Origin of the sequence: Haematospirillum sp. H1815 (assembly GCF_012102705.1) — a bacterium.
Taxonomy (GTDB): Bacteria; Pseudomonadota; Alphaproteobacteria; order Rhodospirillales; family Rhodospirillaceae; genus Haematospirillum.
On record NZ_JAAVTA010000001.1, the window covers coordinates 361561 to 385087 of the forward strand.

Sequence of the window (23527 nt, forward strand, 5' to 3'; positions counted from 1 at the left end):
CTACACGAATCCGTCATAGGGTTTGAAGGCAGCCAGCATATGGAAAACATCATGATCATGCTGTTCAGGGACCGGCTTGCGACCGATCACCCAGTCCATGATGTCCATATCCAGCTCATCCAACAGGCTTTCAAGCCGATCGAGCTGGGGCACATCCAGCTCACTGATGCGGGCCGCAACAAAGCCGCCAATCATCAGATCAGCCTCTTTCATGCCTCGGTGGGAAGCCCTGTAAAGGATTTTCCTGCGACGCTCATCCATGATAGGTGCACCTTCCCCGCGTTTTATGAGAAAAGAACAGGGGCTCTGGTATAGATCCTTTCCCCTGTTGCGCAAAGACATTCTGCGGACAGAACAAGAACATTTTCTGCTACACGGAGAATAACGGTCCCCTATGCGCCCGTCGATCCTCAATCCCCTGTTCTGCCCATTGGATTCCCTGCCCGGCCTGGGAAAGCGGCTGGCCCCGCTTTATGATCGGCTAACTGGCGGTGGCGGGCATCTTGTTGACGCCCTGTGGCATTTCCCGACCGGTATCATTGACCGCCGGGCATCACCAACGATCATGCAGGCAACCAACGGCAGTATTGCGACTCTTGACATCATTGTTGAGAATCACATTCCACCGGCAAGGGGAAGCCGTGCCCCCTGGCGCATACGCTGTCGGGACCAGAGTGGTTATATATCCATCACCTGGTTTCATCCTCGCAAGGAATGGCTGGAGAAATCCTTCCCCGTCGGGCAGCGCGTTGTCGTATCGGGGAAAGTGGATGTATTTCATGATGAGCGCCAGATGGCCCACCCGGATCATGTGGTGCCTCCGTCACAGGCAGACCGCATCCGCATTGTAGAGCCGGTGTATCCCCTCTCTGCCGGAATTGTGAACAAGACAGCCACCAAAGCTGCCCGAACCGCTCTGGAGCGTACCCCCGAACTGCCGGAGTGGATCAATCCTCACTTGCTCAGCCAGAAGGGATGGCCGCGCTGGAAGGATGCGCTGGGCACTGTCCATCACCCACTAACAGAGGACGACCTGTCGGCCATCGGACCGGCGCGACAGAGGCTTGCTTATGATGAGCTTCTGGCAAACCAGCTGGCTCTGTTGCTTGTACGCCGCGCCAATCGCAAGCGGACCGGGCGTATCCTGCATGGAAACGGAAGCTTGCGCCGGGCTGTTGCTGCTGCCCTGCCCTTTTCACTGACCCAGGCCCAGCAATGCGCTTTGGATGAAATATATGCCGACATGCAGGCACCCGATCGTATGTTGAGATTGCTTCAAGGCGATGTCGGAAGCGGAAAGACGGTTGTCGGCCTTATGGCGATGCTGAATGCCGTGGAGTGTGGCACTCAGGCTGCCCTGATGGCCCCGACCGAAATTCTGGCGCGCCAGCATCTTGAGACCCTGGCTCCCTTGGCCAAGGCCTGTGGCATACGGGTTGCCCTCCTGACCGGGCGCGACAAGGGAAAACCGCGTGAAGCTCTGCTGCAGGATCTCAAGGATGGTGCCATTGATATCATCATTGGCACCCACGCCTTGTTCCAGGATGATGTTGTGTTCCGCGATCTTGGTCTTGCCGTGATTGATGAACAGCATCGCTTTGGCGTGCAACAGCGCCTGATGTTGACAGAAAAAGGAAAAGCCGCTGATGTGCTTGTGATGACGGCCACTCCTATTCCACGTACATTAACCCTGACCCTTTACGGCGACATGGATGTCTCCCGACTGGAAGGGAAACCACCGGGGCGGAAGCCCGTCGACACACGTATTATAGGACGAAACCGTCTGGATGAGGTGATTGCCGGACTTGAGCGTGTGCTGAATACGGGCGCCAAGGCTTATTGGGTGTGTCCGCTGGTGGAAGAATCCGAAACCTCGGATCTGTCTGCAGCAGAAGAACGCTATGCACAGCTGCAAGAGCATTTCGGGCACAGGGTTGCTTTAGTGCATGGGCGCATGAAGGGCCCGGACAAGGATGCTGTCATGGAGGGATTTGCCTCTGATCGCCACGATATTCTGGTTGCAACCACGGTGATCGAGGTCGGTGTCAATGTTCCCACCGCCACACTGATGATTATCGAGCAAGCAGAACGCTTTGGTCTGGCACAGTTGCATCAGCTCCGGGGACGGATCGGGCGGGGGGACAGGGCATCGGTCTGCCTGTTGTTGTATGGCCATCCCTTGTCGGAAACAGCACGCCTACGCCTTGAAACCATGCGTTCCACCGAAGACGGATTTGTTATTGCCGAAGAAGACCTCCGCTTGCGGGGCGGTGGAGAAATCCTGGGTCTTCGCCAAAGCGGGATGCCTGAATTTCGTACCGCGGACCTTGCTGTACACGGTGAGCTTCTGGCCACAGCGCGTGACGAGGCCCGTTATATCATGGAAATGGACCCAGAGCTGGCAACGCCACGTGGTGAAGCCCTGCGTATCTTGTTGTATCTTTTTGAAAGAGATGCCGCCGTAAGGACATTGCAGTCTGGATAACTGTAGCAGGAGGGAGAGATCGTCACCATGAATGATGATGATCCAACCACAATAGAAGTCCTCGTATGCCTGAACCGCCGTTACGGAGAGATGCAGAAAAGCTGTTCAGCCAGTGGTGCGGAGCTTGTCCTCTCTGCCCTGAAAGATGCCATTGAGAATGACCCTCTTCTTGCTGATCGCGTAGAGGTAAGCGGTGCACCCTGTATGGGGCGCTGTGTCTACGGACCCAATGTTCGCATTGTCGGCCATAATATGTGGAGCGAAGTTTCTCCCGGTGATCTGGGAGAAATTATGGCCGCGTTGCGGACTCTTGGCGGGCATCAGTCGTAAGAAAATCCATGTTCCATGGCTTTTCTCCATGGAGGGTTCGCAGCAAGAATGCGAGTATAAACGGGACATTGCGCGTGGTGTGCGCCGGGGAGCCAACCCGTTGACATCAGAAACTCCTTGACGATTTCGGGCCCGGTAAAGCGGAATGTTCGCCGAAAGACCCGAACCCAGTCCTTATGAACCAAGGGGTGGTGAGCATCTATCCAGTTGGCAAGACTACCATAGTCGGCTTTTAAACGCATCAGAATGCGAGCATTCTCAAGTATAGCCTCTACTTTCCGTCTGTTGCGTATAATGCCGGGATTTTGAAGAAGCAATGGCACAGCTTCGTCATTCCAGCTGGCCAAGATGTGCGGATCAAAACCGGCAAATGCTTCCTTCAGGGATGTGCGACGCTTGAGGATCAACTCCCATGACAAGCCAGCCTGAAAGATCTCCAGAGACAGCCGCTCCAACAACGTTTGATCATCCCGCAAGGGGAAGCCATATTCGCTCTCGTGATAAGCGTGATGCACCGGATGCCCCGGAGCCAGATCGCAGTACCAGCTCACCGTGTCCTGTTCTCCGTCGGGATCAGGCCTGTTCAAGCTCGATCAAGGTTCCGAACGCATCCTTGGGATGGAGAAATAAAACCGGCTTCCCGTGAGCGCCTGTTTTTGGTTCTCCACTTCCGAGAATACGCATCCCCTGTGCTTTCAGGTGCCTGCTTACCGCCAACAGATCCCGGACCTCATAACACATATGGTGCATGCCGCCTTCAGGATGGTCGGTCAGAAAGCTTCTGATTGGGCTGTCATCCCCCAAAGGGTGCAAAAGCTCAACCCTAGTATTGGGAAGTTCGACAAAAACAACGCTCACCCCGTGGTCAGGCAAATGAAGCGACGCAGTAACAGAGGCACCCATTGTATCCTGATAAAAGCGGGAGGCTTTTTCAAGATCCGGCACGACAAGAGCAATATGATTAAGGCGCCCGATCATGCCGTCTCTCCTCCCCCCGCTACACAGACCCTAGAGCCTGACGAGATGCACGTCAGTCAAAGGTTTCCGCCCTTGATCTTGATTCATGACACGACGCACAGCCCGCCGGACCGCTTCGCGGACCGTATCATCATTTCTGCGATCACGCGGATCGAGGTCACCAACAGCATCCGTTACCGCATCGGCAAGGCCGACACCCTGTGGCTCGTCATCGTCATCGGGGGTAAACAGGCCATGCGTTGTGACAAGCGGTGGTGCCATGACCTGCCCCTTGTGATCAAGGACCAAAGTAATGACAGCGGCCCCGTTGACCATCATTTTCTTGCGGTCCCGCAACACCGGGCTATCCATGGGAACGATGCGATCCCCCTCCAGGGTAAGACGCCCCACAGGTACCGAAGCAAAAACATGAGGATTATCTGATGATGTCAGATCAAGAACCTGTCCATTATCGAGGACAACAGCCTTCCGGGCCCCGTGATCGAGGGCAAAATCCGCATGAACCTGCAGGTGGCGACGCTCTCCATGCACGGGTACAACAACCGTTGGCCGAAGCAGACGGTACAGTTCACCGACCTCATCCTGGGACGGGTGGCCGGACACATGAATAAAAGCTTCCCGATCTGTCAGAACATCAACCCCGGAGCGCACAAGGCGGTTCTGCAGACGGAAAATAGCTTTCTCGTTGCCGGGAATAACCCGCGATGAGAACAGAACCACATCACCCCGTCCCAATGTAACGTGAGGATGATGCCCCCAAGCAATACGTGCCATAGCGGCACGGGATTCACCTTGAGATCCTGTACAGAGATACAAGACCTGACGTGCCGGCAAATCCGCTGCATCATCAGCCTCAAGAAGCGGGCCTATATCGCCGATATAGCCTGTGGAACGGGCTGTATCGACCATGCGCCACAGGGATCGCCCCACTAGGCAAACCTGCCTTCCGTTGGCACGAGCTGCCTTCACGATACTTTCAACGCGGGCAATGTTGGAGGCAAAGCAGCACACGGCCACGCGCCCGTCAAAACGTCCCAGCATATCAAAAAGACTGCGACGAACATCCCCTTCCGAGCCAGAACGACCCTTGTTCAGAATATTGGTGCTGTCGCTGATGCAGGCTGTAATACCCTCATCACCAATGGCCCGAAGCCGGTCATAGTCAACCGTGCCGCCAACCATGGGCTCGGGGTCCAGCTTCCAGTCCCCGGTATGATAGATGTTGCCATGCGCTGTACGAATGACAAGACCATTTGGTTCAGGAATGGAATGGGTAAACGACACAAACTCCACATTGAAGGGGCCAATGTCCACCCGCCCGCCAAGGGGGACGACGTGAACAGGTACTTCGCCATCCAGACCCTCTTCCTTCAGTTTATGCCTGAGAAATTCCGCAGCAAACGGCGTTGCATAAACCGGGCACCGCAAATCGGGCCATAAATAGGCAACCGCACCTATGTGATCTTCGTGGGCATGGGTGATCACGATACCGGCAAGATCAGCTGCATTCTCTTCCAGAAAGGAATGATCCGGCATGACAACATCGACACCGGGTATCTGATCATCGCCAAAAGTAACACCCATGTCTACGACCAGCCACCGCCCTTGGCAGCCGTAGACATTGAGATTCATACCGATTTCACCGGTTCCCCCCAAAGGAACGAAGACAAGCCGATCTTTCGGGGCTTTGGTAAGACGGGGCAGCGTTGCAGTATCAACAGCAGTCATGCGCGTTTCAATTTTTCTTCCGTAATGTTGCGTCGATAAATCTCGACAAGCCCTCGCAGGGTTAGATCACTGTCAAGATGATGAATAACATCGGTCGCTTCTACAAACAGGGGAGCAAGCCCACCAGTCGCAACGACCGTCATTGGTTCGCCAAATTCCTTGGATATCCTGCTGACCAAGCCTTCGATCAAGCCCACGTAGCCCCAGTATACCCCTGACTTCATGGCGGGAACAGTCGCCTTGCCAATAACGGACAAGGGGCGGCCAACAGCCACTCGCGGGAGCTGGGCGGCCGCCATGTGCAACGCTTCCAGAGACAGATTAATACCCGGGCAGATACAGCCGCCGTGATAATCCCCCTGGCGGTCGACAACATCAAAGGTGGTTGCCGTTCCAAAGTCAATCACAACAAGGGAACCCTTGTATCTGGTATGTGCCGCTACGGCATTGACCAAACGGTCCGCCCCCACTTCCTCCGGTCGATCAAGCAAGATTTGCAGATCAAGCCGGACCCCGGGTTCGCCTATAACCAGAGGTTCCGTATGAAAATACGCACGACACAGTGTCTTCAGCGCAAAGACGTTGGCCGGAACAACCGAGGCCATGACAGCGGCAGAAATATCTTGGGGCTTTAACCCCTTCAGTTGCATAAGCTGGGTCAACCAGACCCCGTACTCATCGGCTGTACAGTCCGAGCGGGTAGAAGAGCGCCATTCCCCCATGGCTTTCTCGCCGTCATAAACAGCAAAAACAATGTTGGTATTGCCGGAGTCGATAACCAGAAGCATTCCGCATAGATCCCAAATTCAAAGAATTCTGTGCCAGATATCAACCAAAGAAAACATCAGCAGCAAAAATGCGATGCTGTCCCGCCTCATTATGCAGCACAAGGGCACCGTCTGCATCGAGATCAGAAAAAATACCGCAAACTGATAAGCCATCCGGAAGATTTGCTACCACACTACCACCCAAGCCACAGGCCTTGGCTTTCCATGCCCGACGGATGGGAGCAAACCCCTCCTCTCTCCATTGCTGAAGTCTGATGTACAGGGCATGGCAGAAAAAAGAAGCAACATCAAGAGCAGAAACAGAGACGCCTCGTTCGGCAAGACTCGTGACAAGGTAGTTTGTAGGAATGACCTGCGGTCGATGCAACACGTTCACCCCAACCCCCACAATGATCCATGGCGTATCTGTTTCCAGCAGGATACCCGACACCTTTGCCCCGGAAACAAGCACATCGTTTGGCCATTTCAGGGTCACATCCAGTGCCGGGGACATGCGGGAAAAAGCATCTGAAAGAGCCAATGCCGCAATAAAGGATAATGATGCGCTATCAGCCACCCCTCGTGCAGATTGCTGTAAGCGGACAGACAGAAACAGGTTTCCCTCCGGGCTTTCCCATGAACGGCCACGCCGACCACGCCCGGCAGTCTGGGAACCGGCAACGATGACAAATCCCTCGCCTGGATCACTGTTACGTCGGCGCTTTATTTCTTCGTTTGTACTATCCGTTTCACGCAGGAAAACGAGGCGCCACCCTTTAGGTAGCGCCTCGTCCCTGTGTTCAAGGAACATGTCCGGCACGTAAATCAACAGAAGATTATCCCGGGAATAGTGCCTTGGCAGCTAGATCAGCCTGGGCAATCAGCGGTGCAGGCCAAGCCAGGAAAAAGGTTGTGACAAAAGCTGTTCCAGAAAGAATCAACGTATTTGATGATGGCACCGGATCAAACGTCTCCGACGGCTCATCAAAGTACATCACCTTGATAACCCGTATGTAGTAGAAGGCCGCAACAACACTGGACAGCGCCAGAATAATGGCCAAAGCCAACTGACCCCCGTCCAAGGCTGCGATAAAGAGCCCCAGCTTGGCAACAAAGCCAGCAAAAAACGGAATGCCTGCCATAGAGAATAAAAAGATTGCCAAGGCCGCTGCCAAACCCGGTGATGCTTTGTGCAGCCCCGACAGATCGCTTATTTTTTCCAGCGCCTGCCCACCGGAACGCATGGAGAGAATAACCGCAAAACTGCCAACACTCATAAAGACATACAGAGCCATATACAGCAGAGCCGCACTGACACCAACCTCGGTCCCTGTTACCAAGCCTACGAGCACATAGCCCATATGGCCAATCGAAGAGTAAGCCATCAGCCTCTTTATATTGGTCTGGGCTACAGCACCAAACGCACCAACAATCATCGAGCCCGCGGATACAAGCCACAATACTTGTTGCCACGCACCTACCAAGTCAGCAAACGGCCCGACAAGAAGACGGATAAACAAGGCAATCGCAGCAACCTTTGGGGCCGCCGCGAAAAAGGCCGTTACAGGAGTTGGTGCCCCTTCGTATACATCGGGCGTCCACATGTGGAAAGGAACGGCAGAGACCTTGAATGCCATACCACACAGCATAAAAACCAAGCCAACAATCGCCCCTGTCGGGGCATGCTCCCCCAAGACCTTTGCCAAGGCATCGAAAGACGTTGTTCCGGAGAAGCCATAAACCATCGACATCCCGTATAACAGCATACCCGAAGCCACAGAGCCCAAAACAAAATACTTCAAGCCAGCCTCGGTTGACTTGACTGTATCCCTCCGCAAGGCGGCAAGAACATAGGATGCAAGGCTCATCAGCTCCAGCCCTAGGTACAGGGACATCAGGTTATTAGCCGAGATCATCATCAGCATGCCAAGCGTGGCAAACAGCATGACAACCGGAACCTCAAATTTCTCCATCTGCTCACGTGCCATCCATGACAACGTCAGGATCAGCGTCAAGGCCGCAGCAAACAATGTCACAAGCTTTGCGTAGCGTGAAAAACCATCAGAGACAAACATGCCATTAAAGGTGCTCATCATTCTGGGTTCACCGGCAAAAACAACCGCCATAGTGACCAAGAGAGCCAGAACAGCCATCCAGCCTACAGCAGCTGTCGCATCCCCCCGGCGGAATACACCAACCATCAGCAGGGCAAGGCCGGAACAAGCCAGGATCAGTTCAGGGGCGGCGACCCCCAGGTTTGCGATCACAGTCATGGTGTCAGTTACCTCTCCAGTCGCCGGCCTCAGCGAAGTGCCACAGCAGTGCCCGAACCGGCATCTGCCAAGGCAGCATGATAATTTTCAACAAGGTTGATCACAGAAGCGTGCATGGGCTCCAGGAATGAAGACGGATAAATGCCCATCCACAGCACAACAAGGATCAAGGGAACAAAAATCGCCACTTCACGCGGGTTCATGTCAAGCATGGCCTTCACGTCATCCTTGTCGAGCTTCCCAAAGCAAATCCTGCGGTACAGAAGCAAGGCATATGTAGCCCCCAAGATCAACCCTGTCGCAGTAAACAGCCCAACCCAGCTGCTGGTCTGGAAAACACCCAGAAGAATCATGAACTCCCCGACAAAACCGGATGTACCCGGCAGGCCGACAGACGCCATGGTAAAGAACATGAAAACCAGCGCATATTTGGGCATGACATCAGACACGCCACCATACCGGGCCATCTCACGCGTATGGAGACGGTCATAGACAACGCCAACGCACAGGAAGAGAGCCCCGGAAACAACTCCGTGCGAAAGCATCTGGATGATCGCGCCCTCAATCGCCTGCTGATTCAGCGCAAAGGTACCAACGGTCACAAAACCCATATGCGCTACAGAAGAATAGGCGATCAGCTTCTTCATATCCTCCTGCACCAACGCCACCAATGATGTGTAAATAATGGCTGCAACAGACAGCGTAAACATCAATGGTGCAAAGTACTGCGTCGCCTCTGGCAGCATTGGAATAGAGAAGCGCAGAAAACCGTACCCGCCCATTTTCAGCAAGACACCGGCAAGAATCACAGAACCTGCCGTCGGGGCCTCAACGTGTGCATCAGGAAGCCATGTGTGGAATGGCCACATCGGCACCTTGACGGCAAAGGAGGCAAACATCGCAAGCCACAGCCAAAGCTGCATATCCCGCGCAAAACGCGTTTCCATAAGAGTCGGGATATCGGCTGTTCCGGCAACCAGAAGCATGGCAACAATTGCCACCAGCATCAGGACAGAACCAGCTAAGGTGTACAGAAAAAACTTGAAAGCAGCATAAACCCGACGCGGACCACCCCAAACACCAATCATGATGTACATGGGGATCAGGACAGCTTCGAAGAAGATGTAGAACAGGACGTAGTCAAGAGCACAGAACATACCAACCATCAAGGTTTCCAGAACCAGAAAGGCCAACATGTACTCTCTGACCCTCTTCTCTACAGCTTCCCAAGCCGACAAGATGCAAAGAGGTGTCAGGAACGTCGACAGCAAAACAAAGAATAGAGAAATGCCGTCCAGCCCCATGTGGTAGCTTATGCCCCATACGGGTAGCCATTCCACCTTCTCGACAAACTGGAATTCTGCTGTGGCAGGATTGAACCCTTCCCACAGACCAAGGGATATCAGAAAGGTTGCAACAGAAGTCAACAAGGCCACATTACGCGCGTTACGCGCAACGGCTTTTTCGCTGCCGCGCACGAACAAGACAAACGCAGCGCCGACCAGCGGAAGAAACGTGACGATTGAAAGAAGAGGAAGGTCGGTCATTGGCGCTTATCCTGCATGTCTGATGATATACCAGGTTACAAACACCGCTACGCCAAGAATCATGGCAAAGGCGTAATGGTACAAATAACCGGACTGCATCCGTGAAAACCGGGCCGCTATACTGCGTGTTGCAGCAGCAAGCCCATCAGGACCAACACCGTCGATCAAGGCTCCGTCGCCACCTTTCCAGAACCCGCGGCCCAGAACAAAGGCGGGACGCACAAAGATGCGGTCAAAAAGCTCGTCAAAGTACCACTTGTTCAAAAGGAAGAGATACAGGGGACGCAGAGCTTTGGCGATGACACCGGGTACCTTGGGAGCAAACATGTATAGGATGTAGGCCAGTACGATACCACCAACGCTCATATACAGGGGCATCAGCTTGACCCAGGAAGGAACGTGGTGGGCTGCACCGACAGTATCATGCCCTTCCAGGACCAGAATGGCATTCCCCCAGAAGCTGGAACGCGCATCCCCGACAAAAAGATCATAGCCAATCCAGCCAGAGAACACGGCCCCGACAGCAAGAACCAGAAGGGGAATCACCATAATCGCCGGGCTTTCATGAACATGGCTCATGACATAGTCATCAGCGCGCGGCTTGCCGTGGAACGTCAGAATGAGCAAACGCCAAGAATAAAAAGCGGTCATTCCCGCAGCAGCAATCCCCATCCAGAAGGCATAGGTACCAACGGCACTGTGAGCCGCAAAAGCCGTTTCCAGTATCATGTCCTTGGAATAGAAGCCGGCAAAGAACGGAATCCCGGCTAAGGCAAGAGAGCCAATCCACATCATCGTGTACGTGACAGGGATATGTTTCCATATTCCCCCCATCTTGCGGATGTCCTGTTCGTCAGACATCGCATGGATAACAGACCCAGCCCCCAAGAACAGAAGTGCCTTGAAAAAAGCGTGCGTCATCAGGTGAAAAATAGCGGCCTGATACGCGGAAACACCAATAGCAAAGAACATATATCCCAGCTGGGAACACGTTGAATAGGCAATAACCCGTTTGATATCGTTCTGAACACACCCGACAGTTGCTGCAAAGAACGCAGTTGTTGCGCCCACTACAGCAATGATAGCCAGAGCATCAGGAGCTAGTTCGAACAGGGGTGACATGCGGCTGACCATAAAGACACCCGCCGTCACCATCGTTGCCGCATGGATCAGGGCCGAAACCGGGGTTGGACCTTCCATGGCATCCGGAAGCCACGTATGCAGACCCAGTTGGGCCGACTTGCCCATGGCACCGATAAACAACAGAAAGCCAATGATGGTCAGGGCGTGCCATTCCGTTCCAAAGAAACGGACCATGCTGTGCGCATGATCTGGTGCTGCAGCAAAGATTGTGTTGAATTCCACTGACCCAAACAGGAAGTAGACGCCAAAAATACCAAGGGCAAAGCCAAAGTCACCGACACGGTTGACGATAAAGGCCTTCATGGCTGCTGCACAGGCCGACTGTTTCTCGTACCAGAAACCGATCAGAAGATAGGACGCCAGACCAACGCCTTCCCAGCCGAAAAACAGCTGAACAAGGTTATCAGCCGTAACCAGCATCAACATCATGAAAGTAAACAGCGATAGATAAGCCATAAACCGGGGAATCGACTTATCATGGTGCATATATCCGCATGAATAGACATGCACCATCGACGAAACACCATTGACGACAATCAGCATAACCGCCGTCAAGGTATCGAAACGCAGAGCCCACGACACCTGAAAGTCGCCCGATGAAATCCATTTCAGGAGTTCAACCGTGACAGGCTGTTGTCCCATGGCAACTTCAAAGAAAATAGCAACCGACAGCGCTGCTGATAAAAGAACAGCGGATGTGGTGACCACCTGGGCACCGGTATCTTTCAACCAGTGGCGGAAGAACCCTGCGATTACGGCTGCCAGCAGAGGCAGAAATATGGCTGCGACGTACATCTGCTTTCTCAGCCCTTCATCTGGTTGATGTCTTCAACAGCGATTGAACCCCGGTTACGGAAGAACACAACCAGGATTGCAAGACCAATAGCAGCTTCAGCAGCAGCAACTGTCAAAATGAACAAGGTAAACACCTGACCGACCAGATCCCCCAGGAAGGAGGAAAAAGCCACCATGTTGACATTGACGGCCAAAAGCATCAGCTCGATCGACATCATAATAATCACGACATTCTTGCGGTTCAGGAAAATCCCGACCACACCCAGCACGAAGAGTATCGCGCCGACTGTCAGATAATGCGACAGACCAATCTGTAGCATCAGATCCCTCCCCTAGTCGGAACTTTCTTCAGCTCTACCGTACGCCCACGATCAAGCTGGCGGGTAATGTTCTGCTTTCTCACACCCGGACGCACACGATGCGTCAACATGATGGAGCCAATCATGGCCACAAGAAGCACAAGACCAGCGGCTTGGAACAGATAGATGTAATCTGTGTAGATCAGGTTACCCAAGGCCGCAGTGTTATGAATCTCCGAGAGAGGCGGAATAGGAGCTTCGCGCACCGACTGAACATCCGGCGACAAGACCCAGCCACCCGTTACTGCGACAATCTCCGCCAAAAGAATGGCACCAATTGCAACGCCGACCGGCATGTATTCAGCCATTCCCTCGCGCAGACGCAGTGTATTGAGATCCAGCATCATCACGACAAACAGGAACAGCACCGCAACTGCACCGACGTAAACAACAACCAGCAACATAGCCAAGAACTCGGCACCGAGGAGGATAAACAAACCCGCGGCATTGAAGAACGTCAGTATCAACCAAAGTACGGAATGAACCGGACTACGGGCCGTGATTACCATAGCGGCGCTGAAAATAGCCACCACGGTAAAAAGATAAAATGCCAAGCCCTGCAGGATCATCGGTCCCCCTTCCCGAATACGCCGGGTACATAAATCAGACAGTGCATTTTCCAAACCTTGAGAAGGCATCCCACATAAAGCGGGTCTTCTGAATCAGCGATACGGGGCATCAAGTTCAATCCGCTTTGCCAGTTCTTTTTCCCAACGGTCACCATTGGCAAGCAACTTGTCCTTGTTATAGAGCAGCTCTTCGCGTGTTTCCGTGGCAAATTCGAAGTTCGGCCCCTCGACGATGGCATCAACCGGACACGCTTCCTGGCAGAACCCACAGTAGATGCACTTGGTCATGTCAATGTCATAGCGCGTGGTACGACGGCTTCCATCATCCCGCGGCTCAGCCTCAATCGTAATAGCTTGGGCAGGGCAGATAGCCTCACACAGCTTACAGGCAATACAGCGTTCCTCGCCGTTTGGGTAACGGCGCAAGGCATGTTCACCACGGAAACGCGGGCTTAGCGGCCCTTTTTCCATCGGATAATTAATAGTGACCTTGGGCTTGAAGAAATACTTCAAGGTTAGTCCCATACCCTGCAGAATCTCCGTCAGCAGGAAAGACCGGACAGTACGGTCAATAAAAGCCATTGTCCCTCTCCTACTCAGGCCAGCGGCGACCAGCCGGTCATTTTCAACACTGCAGCCGTCAGAACCAGCCAGATCAGCGAGAAGGGAAGAAAGACCTTCCACCCCAAGCGCATAAGCTGGTCATAGCGATACCGCGGAAACGCCGCACGCGCCCAGATAAATACATAAAGAAGCAACACTACTTTGATAAAGAACCAGATTGGCCCAGGTATCCAAGTGAAGATCGGTAGATCAGCCGGTGGCAACCATCCTCCCAGGAACAAAGTTACCGTCATCCCGCTCATCAGGATCATGTTGGCATACTCGCCCAGGAAAAACAGGGCAAACGTCATGGCCGAGTATTCGACGTTATAACCGGACACAAGCTCTGCCTCGGCCTCGGGCAAATCGAAAGGATGACGGTTTGTTTCAGCCAGTGTCGATATGAAGAAAACAACGGCCATAGGCAGATGGAGGACAATGAACCAGACACTGTTCTTCTGTGCCATCACAATATCTGTCAGGTTGAGTGAACCAACCGTCAGAAGAACAGAGATCATGATCAAGCCCATTGCCACTTCATAGGACACCATCTGCGCTGCCGAGCGCATTGCCCCAAGAAAGGCATAGCGAGAATTGGACGCCCAACCCGCCATGATAATGCCGTACACACCCAGCGAGGAAATTGCGAAAAGGTACAAAATCCCAACATTGAGATTGGCGAGAACCCACCCGTCGTTGACAGGAATAACCGCCCAAGCCACAACAGCCAGAAAGAATGTAACCATCGGTGCCATAATAAAGACAGCACGGCTAGCGCCAGTTGGAATGATGGTTTCTTTCAGGAAAAGCTTTACGCCATCGGCTATCGGCTGCAGCAAACCAAAGGGACCAACCACGTTTGGGCCACGACGCATCTGCATCGCCCCGATCACCTTGCGTTCAAGCAGGGTCAAATAGGCCACGGCAAGCAGCAGCGGCACAATAATAGCCAGACACTGGGCGACAATTATAACGCCAGGCCAGACGTATCCTTGCCAGAGTTCATCCATGGGTCCCGGTCTTCCGCTGTTGGTTGCCGTTTACGTACACCTCCGTACATTCAGCCATTGTGGCCGATGCACGGCTGACAGGATCTGTCATGTAATAATTCCTGATCGGGCTTGCAAAGGGAGCAGCCTCAACCGGTCCACTTTGGCCCAAAGGACTCCACGCTGCAGACGGGGGAGCCGCGTCATCGTCAAATACAGGGCTGACGGCTGTCATCCGGTCACGAACTTGGGCAAGCGTATCTTGCGGAAGTTTACGCCCGATGACCTCAGACAACGCTCTGATAACAGTCCAGTCTTCCCGCGCCTGACCGGGAGGAAAAACAGCCCGGGCCGTACGTTGCACAACACCCTCTGTATTCAGGTACGTCGCACTTTTTTCCGTATAGGCGGCTCCGGGCAGAATGACATCGGCACGCATGGCACCGGCATCACCATGGCTGCCTTGGTAAACGACAAAAGCTTTGCCAAGGCGTGTCATTGGCAGTTCATCTGCCCCCAAGAGATACACAAACTCGATCTCTCCCTTCTCGGCACCAGACAAGATGCCTTCCAGGTCACGCCCGTTCGGTCCGGGAACAAAACCTAGCTCCAATCCACCAACGCGTGCGGCCGCAGTGTGCAGAACATTGAAGCCATTCCAGTCAGCACGAACCATGCCCGTGCTTTCGACCAGCTTTGAGACCAAGGAAAGTACAGCTTTACTGTCCTTCCGGGTCAGTGCCCCCATCCCGAGGATCAGCATTGGCTTTTTGGCCGCCTTAAGGACACCCATAAAATCATGGCGTCCGTCAAGAAGGGCTTGCAGGGTCTCTGGCCCCGTACCCAGATGCTGACAGCGATACGTTAAGTCAACCTGCGGCCCAACAGCCGCGATCTTGACCTGCCCCGTCACATAACGTTTGCGAATGCGAGCGTTAAGAACAGGCGCTTCCCACCGCGGATTGGTTCCAACCAGAAGGATCGCGTCCGCTTCATCAATGCCGGAAATCCCGGAGTTAAACTGCCACGAAAGGCGATTGTCGGGATCAAGAGCAGCGCCGTCCTGACGACATTCCAGACTGCGGCTTCCCAGAGCCGACATCAGATCCTTGAGCATGATCATGGCCTCGGCATCGGCCATATCACCCGCAATGGCGGCCATGCGGTTTCCGCTCATACCCCGAATCCTAGAGGCTATGGCAGAGAATGCCTCTTGCCACGTTGCGGGGACCAGTTTTCCGTCTCTGCGAACATAGGGCGTATCAAGACGCTGGCGGCGCAAACCGTCGATGGCATGACGGCTTTTGTCACCGAGCCATTCTTCGTTAACTGCCTCATTCAGACGAGGGAGAACCCGCAACACCTCATTGCCACGCGCATCAATACGAATATTGGCACCAATCGCATCAAACACGTCGATGCTTTCCGTTTTCTTGAGTTCCCAAGGACGGGCATTGAACGCATAAGGTTTGGATGTCAGCGCGCCAACAGGGCACAGATCAACCAGATTGCCGGATAGCTCGGAACCGATGGCTTTTTCCACATAGGTACCGATCTCCATATGTTCCCCGCGATTAACCCCACCAAGGTCAGGAACACCGGCAACTTCCTGCGCAAAACGCACACACCGGGTGCACTGTATGCAGCGGGTCATTTCTGTGGCCACCAAGGGCCCCATATACTTGTCCTTGACCGCCCGCTTGCCTTCCCGGTAACGGGAACGATCATAGCCAAAGGCAACAGCCTGATCTTGCAGATCACATTCCCCACCCTGGTCACAGATCGGGCAATCCAGCGGATGGTTGATCAGCAGGAACTCCATCACACCCTTGCGTGCCTTCACGGCCATCGGGCTGTTGGTCTTCACCACCATGCCATCGGCAACAGGCATTGCACAGGATGCTGCGGGCTTTGGTGGACCTGGCTGCACTTCAACCAGGCACATACGGCAGTTTCCGGCAATGGACAGGCGCTCGTGGTAGCAAAAACGGGGAATCTCGATTCCGATTTGCTCAGCTGCCTGCAAAATTGTTGTACCTGCTGGTACTTCAACTTCGATGCCGTCAATCGTCAGCTTGGGCATAACCCTCTGCACTCCCTATTCAGCAGCGACGGCCCGACGACCGAGGCGAGCCTCAATCTCCGGCCGGAAATGACGGATCAACCCCTGGATTGGCCATGCTGCCGCATCCCCAAGGGCACAGATGGTATGACCCTCAATCTGCTTGGAAACATCAAACAGCACGTCAATTTCCCCAACATCGGCATTACCTTTGGCGATACGCTCCATGACACGCCACATCCACCCGGATCCCTCGCGGCACGGCGTACACTGCCCGCAGCTCTCATGCATATAGAACTTTGCAAGGCGGGTAATAGCGCGAATGATGTCTGTAGACTTGTCCATCACAATAACAGCAGCAGTACCAAGCCCCGACTGAACGGCACGCAGGCTGTCAAAGTCCATCAACACATCGTCACAGATATGCTTTGGCAGAACCGGAACCGAGGAGCCGCCGGGAATCACAGCCAGCAGGTTGTCCCAACCGCCGCGGACACCACCACAATGCTTCTCTAACAGCTCCTTGAGCGGGATGCCCATCTCTTCTTCGACGTTACACGGCTTGTTGACGTGTCCGGAAATACAGAACAGCTTGGTCCCTGTATTGTTTGGACGCCCCAACCCCGCGAACCATTCCCCGCCACGGCGCAGGATAGTCGGCGCAACCGCAATAGATTCCACATTGTTGACCGTCGTCGGACATCCGAACACGCCAACGCCAGCCGGAAACGGAGGCTTCAGGCGTGGTTGACCTTTTTTCCCCTCAAGGGAGTTTATAAGGGCCGTTTCTTCACCACAGACGTACGCACCCATTCCACGGTGGATATAAAGGTCAAAATCCCACCCGGAGCCACAGGCATTCTTGCCGATAAGCCCGGCAGCATAAGCTTCGTCTATAGCCTTCTGGAGAGCCTCGGCCTCACGATAAAACTCCCCACGGATGTAGATATAGGCAGCGTGGGCTCGCATTGCAAAAGATGCTATCAAACATCCTTCAACAAGCTTGTGAGGATCATGACGCATAATGTCACGGTCCTTACAGGTTCCAGGCTCACCTTCGTCAGCATTGACGACCAGATAGTGCGGTCGTTCACCAACTTCTTTTGGCATGAACGACCACTTGACCCCGGTGGGGAAACCGGCACCACCACGACCACGCAGGCCGGATTGCTTCATCTGCTCGATGATCCAGTCACGGCCTTTCTCAAGAATAGTCTTGGTATTGTCCCAATCACCACGGGCACGGGCACCGGCAAGGAACGGATCCTTGAACCCGTAAAGGTTGGTGAAGATACGATCACTGTCTTTCAACATATCAGGCACCTCCCTTCAGCGTGGTCGGCCCACCTTCGGGGCAGGAGGTCTGACGGCCGGTTTGCGAACCAACCTTGACCGACTTTCCATCCTTCAGGGACTGAAACAGGGATTTAGCGTTTTCATAAGTCAGATCTTCGAAGTAGTCATCGCCAATCTGGGCAACCGGCGCATTGACGCATGCACCGGCACACTCAACCTCTTCCAGGGTTGCCTCGGCACAGGACTGACCAAACGCAATGCCAAATACCTCTTCTGCCGCACGCTTCACATCATCGGAACCGCGCAGCCAGCACGAAATGTTTGTGCAAAGCTGAACATGATGTTTCCCGACAGGGCGCAACCGATACATGGTGTAAAAGGTCGCAACCTCATACACTTTGATGGGCGGTATCTCCAACAGGCCGGCGATGTAGTCCATGGCTGCACGTGAGAGCCAGCCGTCCTGCCGCTGTGCCAGATCCAGAAGAGGCATAACAGCACTGCGCTGGCGTCCAGCTGGATATTTGGCAATAAACGCCTTGGCCTTGGCCATCATGTCTGGCGTGAAGGCAAACGTATCCGGCTGGGGTACGTTGGGATCTGGATAGTGCGAACTCATCGGTCAATCTCGCCGAAAACAACGTCAATGGAACCAATAATGGCAGGAATGTCAGCCAGCATGTGGCCTTTTGACATCATGTCCATCGCCTGAAGATGCACATATCCGGGAGAACGGATCTTGCATTTATAAGGGCGGTTTGTGCCGTCGGACACAAGGTAGACCCCAAACTCACCCTTCGGGGCTTCGGTTGCAGCATAGGTTTCACCCTCCGGAACACGAAAGCCCTCGGTGAACAGCTTGAAATGATGGATCAAGGCCTCCATCGATGCCTTCATCTCACCACGGCGTGGGGGTGTCGCTTTCCTGTCATCCGTTTTGACCGGACCCCGTACTTTTTCCAGCCGGTCCAGGCATTGGTGTACGATGCGCAATGACTGGTGCATTTCTTCAACGCGAACCAAATACCGATCATAGCAGTCGCCTGTCTGGCCAATCGGAATATCGAAGTCCATATCCTCGTAGGAATCATAAGGCTGCGCCTTACGCAGATCCCAAGCGATCCCCGATGCACGCAAGTTAGGGCCGGTAAAGGCCCAGTCCAAGGCCTGCTCAGGCGTGACCACCGCAATATCAACCGTTCTTTGCTTGAAGATGCGGTTGTTGGTAATCATCGTTTCCATATCACGAACGTAGGCAGGAAACTCGTGTGCCCACTGCCGGATACGGCCGGGAAGATCCGCCGGCATATCCTGTGAAACGCCGCCCGGCCGGAAATAAGCCATGTGCATGCGTGCGCCACAAACAGCTTCACAATATTCAAAGAGCTTTTCCCGCTCTTCAAAAGCCCAGAGCATTGGCGTCATTGCTCCAACGTCCATGGCATAGGAAGGTACATTCAGCAGATGGTTGGCAATACGCACGAGCTCAGCAAAAAGCGTGCGGATAAGTTTTGCACGCTCCGGCACCTCAATGCCCAGCAGCTTCTCGACGGCCAAGACGTAGGAATGCTCCATATTGATCGGGGAGCAATAATCAAGACGATCAAAATAGGGCAAGGCCTGTACGTAGGTCTTGTGTTCGATCAGCTTCTCTGTACCGCGGTGCAGAAGGCCGATGTGAGGGTCTGCACGGTCTACAATCTCACCATCAAGCTCCAGAACCAAGCGAAGCACACCGTGGGCTGCCGGGTGCTGCGGACCAAAGTTGATGTTCAGGTTTTTGATCTGCTGTTCTGCCATATTACTTTTCCCCGGCTTTTGGCGGTTCAACGCCGGCTTTTTCATCACCGGGCAGCCAGCGACTGGTCATGTTTTCCCACGGGCTCAGGAAGTCAAAAGTACGGAAATCCTGCGCCAGCTTGACAGGTTCATAAATCACGCGTTTCTGGTCTTCGTCATAGCGCATCTCGACATATCCCGTGAGAGGGAAGTCCTTGCGCAGGGGATGCCCCTGAAAACCATAGTCAGTCAGAATACGCCGCAGGTCTGGATGTTCCGCAAAAAAGATTCCGTACATGTCCCAGACTTCGCGCTCAAACCAGTTTGCAGCCGAGAACACTGACGTGATGGACGGCACAGGCGTCTCTCCGTCAACCATACACTTGACCCGAACCCGCTGGTTATGCGTCATGGACAGCAGACAGTATACGATCTCGAACCGGTTCTCTCTTTCAGGATAGTCGACAGCGGTCAGTTCAACCATTTGCGTAAACTTGCACGTCGCATCATCACGCAGGGCCGTCATTACCCTGATGACACTGGTAGGATTGATGGTTACCACCAGCTCCTGCTTTACAACAGCAACAGAGACGACATCATCGGGCAACATGGCCGCGATGTGCGCTCCCAGATCTTTCAGGGCTTGTACCTGGTCTTCGGTCAGCTTCATCGTCTTGTTCCGACTGTCTTTCACGTATCAGCGGTGAAGGCCGCCCGTACGGCGGATTTTCTTCTGCAACTGCATAATCCCGTATACCAGTGCCTCGGCTGTTGGCGGGCAACCGGGAACGTAGATATCAACAGGCACAATCCGGTCACATCCACGCACAACAGAATAGGAGTAATGGTAATACCCGCCACCGTTGGCACAGGATCCCATAGAAATAACCCAGCGTGGCTCGGCCATCTGGTCATACACCTTGCGCAAGGCAGGCGCCATTTTGTTGGTTAATGTGCCAGCAACAATCATAACGTCGGACTGGCGTGGACTGGGTCGCGGCACCACGCCCAAACGGTCCAGGTCATAACGGGGCATGTAGGCGTGAATCATCTCCACAGCACAGCATGCAAGTCCGAACGTCATTGGCCACAGGGAGCCAGTACGCGCCCAGTTGACAAGACTGTCCACGGAGGACAGCAGGAAACCACGCTCCTGCAAAGCATCATTGACCGTCTGGACAAAGGACTCGCCCTGCCCGGAAGGCGTAACCGGAACACCGGCGCCGGATTGTCCGCTCACTCCCATTCGAGAGCCCCTTTCTTCCATTCATAAATAAAGCCGATGGTCAGAACGCCCAGGAAAATCATCATCGACCAGAATCCCAGCAAACCAATGTCTCCGAAGCTGACAGCCCACGGAAACAGGAAGGCAACTTCCAAGTCAAAAATGATGAAAAGGATAGCGACCAAGTAGTAGCGAACGTCAAACCGGGCCCGTGCATCGTCAAATGCCTCAAAACCACACTCGTAGGCCGAATCCTTCTCAGGATCAGGTCGCTGGGGAGCAACAATACGGGACGCCAGGATGGCAATCCCTGAAATAGCGACTGCGATTCCGAGGAAAATCAGAATCGGCAGGTATTCGCGGAGCAGATCCTCCATGAGTGGCCCCAACCTCCTGCTACAGCGGACAGTGTGGCATCAGGATAAAGACACTGGAAGATACAACGGATTCCACACAGACCAAACAGCCTGCATCAAACGAAACCGGAGGCAGAACCATAGATTCCGCCCGAAGTATCCACACGCCTCCTGTACAACACACAACCACCCGCGTGCTTCTCTCCAAAATGCCGCACGGGCCCAGCTTGCGCTGGAACGTCGCCATATTAACCCAGACACCCGACCTGATCCAACGGACAGGTCATTGATCTGTTACAAACTTCCCCCCAGACACATAAGGAATGCTTTGCGGTGAAGCTTGATGAAAAACCCGGCAAAAACGGGCCCATACGGAAACGGCGTGATGTAATCCGGGTGATTGTCACAAGTCAAGAAAACATGCGTATTGACAGTCGCGTTTTCATCTCGTCACAAGGAGAGTGCCGTGAAGCGTTACGCATCACACTCCGACCATATGTCTGCTCGAAACCACAACACCCGCCAAACCTCACCGGGCTGACATGCCCCGTAAAAATTAAAGGGGGCACGACAATGACATCCCTGACTGTTGGCAAGAAGGTTCCCCATAAAGCAGCACAATTATTTGCCTTGGTTGCAGATGTTGCCCGTTACCCTGAATTTGTGCCTTTCTGGCAGGCGGTTCGTGTAAAAAGCGCTACGGATAAACACTACAAGGCTGAACAGATACTGAGAGCCGGTCCTTTGCGCTATAGTTTCCACACAGACACATTTCTGGACTACCCGTCATCAATCTCTGTACGAAGTCAGGACGCACCATTTCGCTTCATGTTTCTCGACTGGACCTTTGCGCCGGCGCCACACGAAAACTGCCTGGTAACGCTGCACGTGGATTTTGACTTCCGCTCCGGAACCCTGAACACACTCTCTGGCCTTTTTTCCGAGTCATCAATCCAGCGTATTGTTGATGCCTTCGAGAAAAGAGCGGATGCGCTCTATGCAAAGACCGGGGCGAAGACCCATGCCTGATGGAAATAGTGGCCCCGTACGCATCGCGTCAGAAGCGGATGAGTCGCTGGTACCAAACTATCTCAGGGAAACCTATACATGGGCCTATCTTTCACCGCTTGGCACGCGTTTCTTTGATCACCAGGCGATCGTCAACACGATCTTGTGGGGCAATGCATCGCGTCTGTGCAAATGGGCCTGCCAAGAAATACAGCCTGGTAGCCACGTCCTGCAACCGGCGGCCGTTTACGGAAATTTCTCGCGTATGCTAGCCAATGCTGTTGGCCCAGCCGGTGTACTGGATATATGTGACATTGCGCCCATTCAAGTCAGGCTTACGGCGCGTAAAATGCGAGATATTACCCATGCACATGTTTATCAGTACGATGCCCGCCAGCCTTCCAAAAAGCGCTATGACTCGATAGTATGCTTTTTTCTTTTGCATGAGATTCCGGAGCAGGACAGACCTTGCATTGTAGGAAACCTTCTCGAAAGCCTTGCACCGTCAGGGCGTTGCATTTTTATAGATTACCATCGCCCTGCCCGATGGCATCCCCTGCGCCCCGTTCTGTCGGCCATTTTCCATTACCTGGAACCCTATGCCAGCAGCATGGTCGCACATGAAATTTCACATATATGCGCAGGAATGGAAGGCTGGTTGTGGAAAAAGGAAACATGTTTTGGCGGACTTTATCAGAAGACAATAGCGCAGCGTTGCCAGCTCAGCTCGCAAAACACAACGAAAGAGAGTTCATTTCTTGTTACCGGAAACCAAATATCCAAATGAAAAGATGATGCCGCCCATGATAACAGAACACGAACTGATTGGCCGTATTGATGAGCTGGAAATTCACGTAGCGCATCTTGAAAGAACACAACAAGAGTTGAGTGATGTTATGGCCCGCCAATGGGACACTGTCACGTCCCTTACCAAAACGGTAACTGCACTGCGGAACATGCTGGATGCCCTGGAGCCATCTCATGAATCCCACAAGCCCCCACATTATTGAGGAACAATGAACATGTGATTGTAACTGTGGAAGCATCAGTCCGGTTGGCTTTCAATCCGGAAATGGTGGGCGGTGAGAGTCTCGAACTCCCGACATTCGCCGTGTAAAGACGACGCTCTACCAACTGAGCTAACCGCCCCACCTATTCGATGCGGAGGAGTAAATAGCCCACCGTCTTCTTGTTTGCAAGAAAAGATTTCAGTCTTCCGGGGGAAAAACAAAGGC

The 23527-nt window shown here is 53.6% G+C and carries 25 protein-coding genes and 1 tRNA gene; 5 read left to right on the forward strand and 21 right to left on the reverse strand.

Going from position 1 to position 23527, the window contains the following annotated elements; translation table 11 throughout:
* Positions 1 to 261: a succinate dehydrogenase assembly factor 2 gene (locus HEQ60_RS01730; RefSeq protein ID WP_168068835.1), complete on the reverse strand. Its 261-nt coding sequence runs from the start codon at positions 259 to 261 to the stop codon at positions 1 to 3.
* A 133-nt stretch (positions 262 to 394) separates the two neighbouring features.
* On the opposite strand from HEQ60_RS01730, the gene recG reads away from it, so the two are divergent.
* Positions 395 to 2485 carry an ATP-dependent DNA helicase RecG gene (gene recG, locus HEQ60_RS01735; RefSeq protein WP_168068837.1) on the forward strand — a complete coding sequence of 697 codons (2091 nt, stop codon included), beginning with the start codon at positions 395 to 397 and terminating at the stop codon, positions 2483 to 2485.
* Positions 2486 to 2512: 27 nt separating this feature from the next.
* A complete protein-coding gene (locus tag HEQ60_RS01740; protein ID WP_168068839.1) occupies positions 2513 to 2815 on the forward strand; it encodes a (2Fe-2S) ferredoxin domain-containing protein in 303 nt (100 codons plus the stop codon).
* Here HEQ60_RS01740 and HEQ60_RS01745 read toward each other — a convergent pair.
* From HEQ60_RS01745 to HEQ60_RS01835, 19 genes are all read right to left on the reverse strand, one after another.
* Positions 2806 to 3366, reverse strand: coding sequence for a DNA-3-methyladenine glycosylase I (locus HEQ60_RS01745; protein ID WP_168068841.1), 561 nt, complete (start codon positions 3364 to 3366; stop codon positions 2806 to 2808). The genes HEQ60_RS01740 and HEQ60_RS01745 overlap by 10 nt on opposite strands.
* A gap of 22 nt (positions 3367 to 3388) precedes the next feature.
* Entirely contained in the window at positions 3389 to 3793 is a 405-nt protein-coding gene (gene mce / locus HEQ60_RS01750; RefSeq protein WP_168068851.1) for a methylmalonyl-CoA epimerase, read from the reverse strand.
* A 30-nt stretch (positions 3794 to 3823) separates the two neighbouring features.
* Complete coding sequence (locus tag HEQ60_RS01755; RefSeq protein WP_168068853.1) at positions 3824 to 5521, reverse strand: ribonuclease J; 1698 nt, start codon at positions 5519 to 5521, stop codon at positions 3824 to 3826.
* Positions 5518 to 6309 carry a type III pantothenate kinase gene (locus tag HEQ60_RS01760; protein ID WP_168068855.1) on the reverse strand — a complete coding sequence of 264 codons (792 nt, stop codon included), beginning with the start codon at positions 6307 to 6309 and terminating at the stop codon, positions 5518 to 5520. Before HEQ60_RS01760 ends, HEQ60_RS01755 begins: the two co-directional genes overlap by 4 nt.
* A 40-nt stretch (positions 6310 to 6349) precedes the next feature.
* Positions 6350 to 7108 (reverse strand): biotin--[acetyl-CoA-carboxylase] ligase, encoded by a 759-nt coding sequence (locus HEQ60_RS01765; RefSeq protein WP_322099274.1) that lies wholly within the window; start codon positions 7106 to 7108, stop codon positions 6350 to 6352.
* 16 nt (positions 7109 to 7124) lie between these two features.
* Entirely contained in the window at positions 7125 to 8561 is a 1437-nt protein-coding gene (gene nuoN / locus HEQ60_RS01770) for an NADH-quinone oxidoreductase subunit NuoN (protein ID WP_168068859.1), read from the reverse strand.
* 29 nt (positions 8562 to 8590) lie between these two features.
* The gene (locus HEQ60_RS01775) at positions 8591 to 10108 is read right to left on the reverse strand and encodes an NADH-quinone oxidoreductase subunit M (protein WP_168068861.1); all 1518 of its coding nucleotides are present in this window, start codon (positions 10106 to 10108) and stop codon (positions 8591 to 8593) included.
* A gap of 6 nt (positions 10109 to 10114) precedes the next feature.
* Complete coding sequence (nuoL, locus tag HEQ60_RS01780) at positions 10115 to 12046, reverse strand: NADH-quinone oxidoreductase subunit L (RefSeq protein ID WP_168068863.1); 1932 nt, start codon at positions 12044 to 12046, stop codon at positions 10115 to 10117.
* An 8-nt stretch (positions 12047 to 12054) separates the two neighbouring features.
* The gene (gene nuoK / locus HEQ60_RS01785) at positions 12055 to 12366 is read right to left on the reverse strand and encodes an NADH-quinone oxidoreductase subunit NuoK (RefSeq protein ID WP_066135676.1); all 312 of its coding nucleotides are present in this window, start codon (positions 12364 to 12366) and stop codon (positions 12055 to 12057) included.
* Positions 12366 to 12974 (reverse strand): NADH-quinone oxidoreductase subunit J, encoded by a 609-nt coding sequence (locus tag HEQ60_RS01790; protein ID WP_168068865.1) that lies wholly within the window; start codon positions 12972 to 12974, stop codon positions 12366 to 12368. The genes nuoK and HEQ60_RS01790 overlap by 1 nt, the downstream gene beginning before the upstream one ends.
* Positions 12975 to 13067: 93 nt before the next feature.
* On the reverse strand, positions 13068 to 13556 hold the full coding sequence (nuoI, locus tag HEQ60_RS01795; protein WP_066135681.1) for an NADH-quinone oxidoreductase subunit NuoI: 489 nt from the start codon (positions 13554 to 13556) through the stop codon (positions 13068 to 13070).
* Positions 13557 to 13570: 14 nt separating this feature from the next.
* The gene (nuoH, locus tag HEQ60_RS01800; RefSeq protein ID WP_168068867.1) at positions 13571 to 14587 is read right to left on the reverse strand and encodes an NADH-quinone oxidoreductase subunit NuoH; all 1017 of its coding nucleotides are present in this window, start codon (positions 14585 to 14587) and stop codon (positions 13571 to 13573) included.
* Positions 14580 to 16649, reverse strand: coding sequence for an NADH-quinone oxidoreductase subunit NuoG (gene nuoG / locus HEQ60_RS01805; protein WP_168068869.1), 2070 nt, complete (start codon positions 16647 to 16649; stop codon positions 14580 to 14582). The genes nuoH and nuoG overlap by 8 nt, the downstream gene beginning before the upstream one ends.
* 15 nt (positions 16650 to 16664) lie before the next feature.
* The gene (gene nuoF / locus HEQ60_RS01810) at positions 16665 to 17942 is read right to left on the reverse strand and encodes an NADH-quinone oxidoreductase subunit NuoF (RefSeq protein ID WP_168068871.1); all 1278 of its coding nucleotides are present in this window, start codon (positions 17940 to 17942) and stop codon (positions 16665 to 16667) included.
* A gap of 1 nt (position 17943) precedes the next feature.
* Positions 17944 to 18543, reverse strand: coding sequence for an NADH-quinone oxidoreductase subunit NuoE (gene nuoE, locus HEQ60_RS01815; protein ID WP_168068873.1), 600 nt, complete (start codon positions 18541 to 18543; stop codon positions 17944 to 17946).
* Positions 18540 to 19724: an NADH-quinone oxidoreductase subunit D gene (locus HEQ60_RS01820; protein ID WP_066135696.1), complete on the reverse strand. Its 1185-nt coding sequence runs from the start codon at positions 19722 to 19724 to the stop codon at positions 18540 to 18542. Before HEQ60_RS01820 ends, nuoE begins: the two co-directional genes overlap by 4 nt.
* A gap of 1 nt (position 19725) precedes the next feature.
* Positions 19726 to 20373 carry an NADH-quinone oxidoreductase subunit C gene (locus HEQ60_RS01825; protein ID WP_168068875.1) on the reverse strand — a complete coding sequence of 216 codons (648 nt, stop codon included), beginning with the start codon at positions 20371 to 20373 and terminating at the stop codon, positions 19726 to 19728.
* A 27-nt stretch (positions 20374 to 20400) separates the two neighbouring features.
* Positions 20401 to 20970 carry a NuoB/complex I 20 kDa subunit family protein gene (locus HEQ60_RS01830; protein WP_168068877.1) on the reverse strand — a complete coding sequence of 190 codons (570 nt, stop codon included), beginning with the start codon at positions 20968 to 20970 and terminating at the stop codon, positions 20401 to 20403.
* Positions 20940 to 21305 (reverse strand): NADH-quinone oxidoreductase subunit A, encoded by a 366-nt coding sequence (locus HEQ60_RS01835; protein ID WP_066135705.1) that lies wholly within the window; start codon positions 21303 to 21305, stop codon positions 20940 to 20942. The genes HEQ60_RS01830 and HEQ60_RS01835 overlap by 31 nt, the downstream gene beginning before the upstream one ends.
* Positions 21306 to 21857: 552 nt before the next feature.
* On the opposite strand from HEQ60_RS01835, the gene HEQ60_RS01840 reads away from it, so the two are divergent.
* The 3 genes from HEQ60_RS01840 to HEQ60_RS01850 are packed head-to-tail and all read left to right on the forward strand — an operon-like array spanning position 21858 to position 23302.
* Positions 21858 to 22313, forward strand: coding sequence for a type II toxin-antitoxin system RatA family toxin (locus tag HEQ60_RS01840; RefSeq protein ID WP_168068879.1), 456 nt, complete (start codon positions 21858 to 21860; stop codon positions 22311 to 22313).
* A complete protein-coding gene (gene rquA / locus HEQ60_RS01845; protein WP_168068881.1) occupies positions 22306 to 23079 on the forward strand; it encodes a rhodoquinone biosynthesis methyltransferase RquA in 774 nt (257 codons plus the stop codon). The genes HEQ60_RS01840 and rquA overlap by 8 nt, the downstream gene beginning before the upstream one ends.
* 16 nt (positions 23080 to 23095) lie before the next feature.
* A complete protein-coding gene (locus HEQ60_RS01850) occupies positions 23096 to 23302 on the forward strand; it encodes a SlyX family protein (RefSeq protein WP_168068883.1) in 207 nt (68 codons plus the stop codon).
* A 63-nt stretch (positions 23303 to 23365) separates the two neighbouring features.
* On the opposite strand, the gene HEQ60_RS01855 is transcribed toward HEQ60_RS01850, so the two are convergent.
* Positions 23366 to 23441: transfer RNA gene (locus tag HEQ60_RS01855), tRNA-Val, on the reverse strand.
* Positions 23442 to 23527 lie beyond the last annotated feature (86 nt).

Excerpts from the sequence above, each read along its gene's own strand:
- recG (WP_168068837.1), top strand. The coding sequence starts at position 395 with ATGCGCCCGTCGATCCTCAATCCCCTGTTCTGCCCATTGGATTCCCTG.
- mce (WP_168068851.1), bottom strand. The coding sequence starts at position 3,793 with ATGATCGGGCGCCTTAATCATATTGCTCTTGTCGTGCCGGATCTTGAA.
- nuoN (WP_168068859.1), bottom strand. The coding sequence starts at position 8,561 with ATGACTGTGATCGCAAACCTGGGGGTCGCCGCCCCTGAACTGATCCTG.
- HEQ60_RS01850 (WP_168068883.1), top strand. The coding sequence starts at position 23,096 with ATGATAACAGAACACGAACTGATTGGCCGTATTGATGAGCTGGAAATT.
- nuoI (WP_066135681.1), bottom strand. The coding sequence starts at position 13,556 with ATGGCTTTTATTGACCGTACTGTCCGGTCTTTCCTGCTGACGGAGATT.
- nuoK (WP_066135676.1), bottom strand. The coding sequence starts at position 12,366 with ATGCTACAGATTGGTCTGTCGCATTATCTGACAGTCGGCGCGATACTC.
- nuoF (WP_168068871.1), bottom strand. The coding sequence starts at position 17,942 with ATGTTGAAAGACAGTGATCGTATCTTCACCAACCTTTACGGGTTCAAG.
- HEQ60_RS01775 (WP_168068861.1), bottom strand. The coding sequence starts at position 10,108 with ATGACCGACCTTCCTCTTCTTTCAATCGTCACGTTTCTTCCGCTGGTC.
- HEQ60_RS01835 (WP_066135705.1), bottom strand. The coding sequence starts at position 21,305 with ATGGAGGATCTGCTCCGCGAATACCTGCCGATTCTGATTTTCCTCGGA.
- nuoG (WP_168068869.1), bottom strand. The coding sequence starts at position 16,649 with ATGCCCAAGCTGACGATTGACGGCATCGAAGTTGAAGTACCAGCAGGT.
- HEQ60_RS01820 (WP_066135696.1), bottom strand. The coding sequence starts at position 19,724 with ATGGCAGAACAGCAGATCAAAAACCTGAACATCAACTTTGGTCCGCAG.
- HEQ60_RS01830 (WP_168068877.1), bottom strand. The coding sequence starts at position 20,970 with ATGGAAGAAAGGGGCTCTCGAATGGGAGTGAGCGGACAATCCGGCGCC.
- HEQ60_RS01740 (WP_168068839.1), top strand. The coding sequence starts at position 2,513 with ATGAATGATGATGATCCAACCACAATAGAAGTCCTCGTATGCCTGAAC.
- HEQ60_RS01825 (WP_168068875.1), bottom strand. The coding sequence starts at position 20,373 with ATGAAGCTGACCGAAGACCAGGTACAAGCCCTGAAAGATCTGGGAGCG.
- nuoH (WP_168068867.1), bottom strand. The coding sequence starts at position 14,587 with ATGGATGAACTCTGGCAAGGATACGTCTGGCCTGGCGTTATAATTGTC.
- HEQ60_RS01755 (WP_168068853.1), bottom strand. The coding sequence starts at position 5,521 with ATGACTGCTGTTGATACTGCAACGCTGCCCCGTCTTACCAAAGCCCCG.
- rquA (WP_168068881.1), top strand. The coding sequence starts at position 22,306 with ATGCCTGATGGAAATAGTGGCCCCGTACGCATCGCGTCAGAAGCGGAT.
- HEQ60_RS01730 (WP_168068835.1), bottom strand. The coding sequence starts at position 261 with ATGGATGAGCGTCGCAGGAAAATCCTTTACAGGGCTTCCCACCGAGGC.
- nuoE (WP_168068873.1), bottom strand. The coding sequence starts at position 18,543 with ATGAGTTCGCACTATCCAGATCCCAACGTACCCCAGCCGGATACGTTT.
- HEQ60_RS01840 (WP_168068879.1), top strand. The coding sequence starts at position 21,858 with ATGACATCCCTGACTGTTGGCAAGAAGGTTCCCCATAAAGCAGCACAA.
- HEQ60_RS01760 (WP_168068855.1), bottom strand. The coding sequence starts at position 6,309 with ATGCTTCTGGTTATCGACTCCGGCAATACCAACATTGTTTTTGCTGTT.
- nuoL (WP_168068863.1), bottom strand. The coding sequence starts at position 12,046 with ATGTACGTCGCAGCCATATTTCTGCCTCTGCTGGCAGCCGTAATCGCA.
- HEQ60_RS01790 (WP_168068865.1), bottom strand. The coding sequence starts at position 12,974 with ATGATCCTGCAGGGCTTGGCATTTTATCTTTTTACCGTGGTGGCTATT.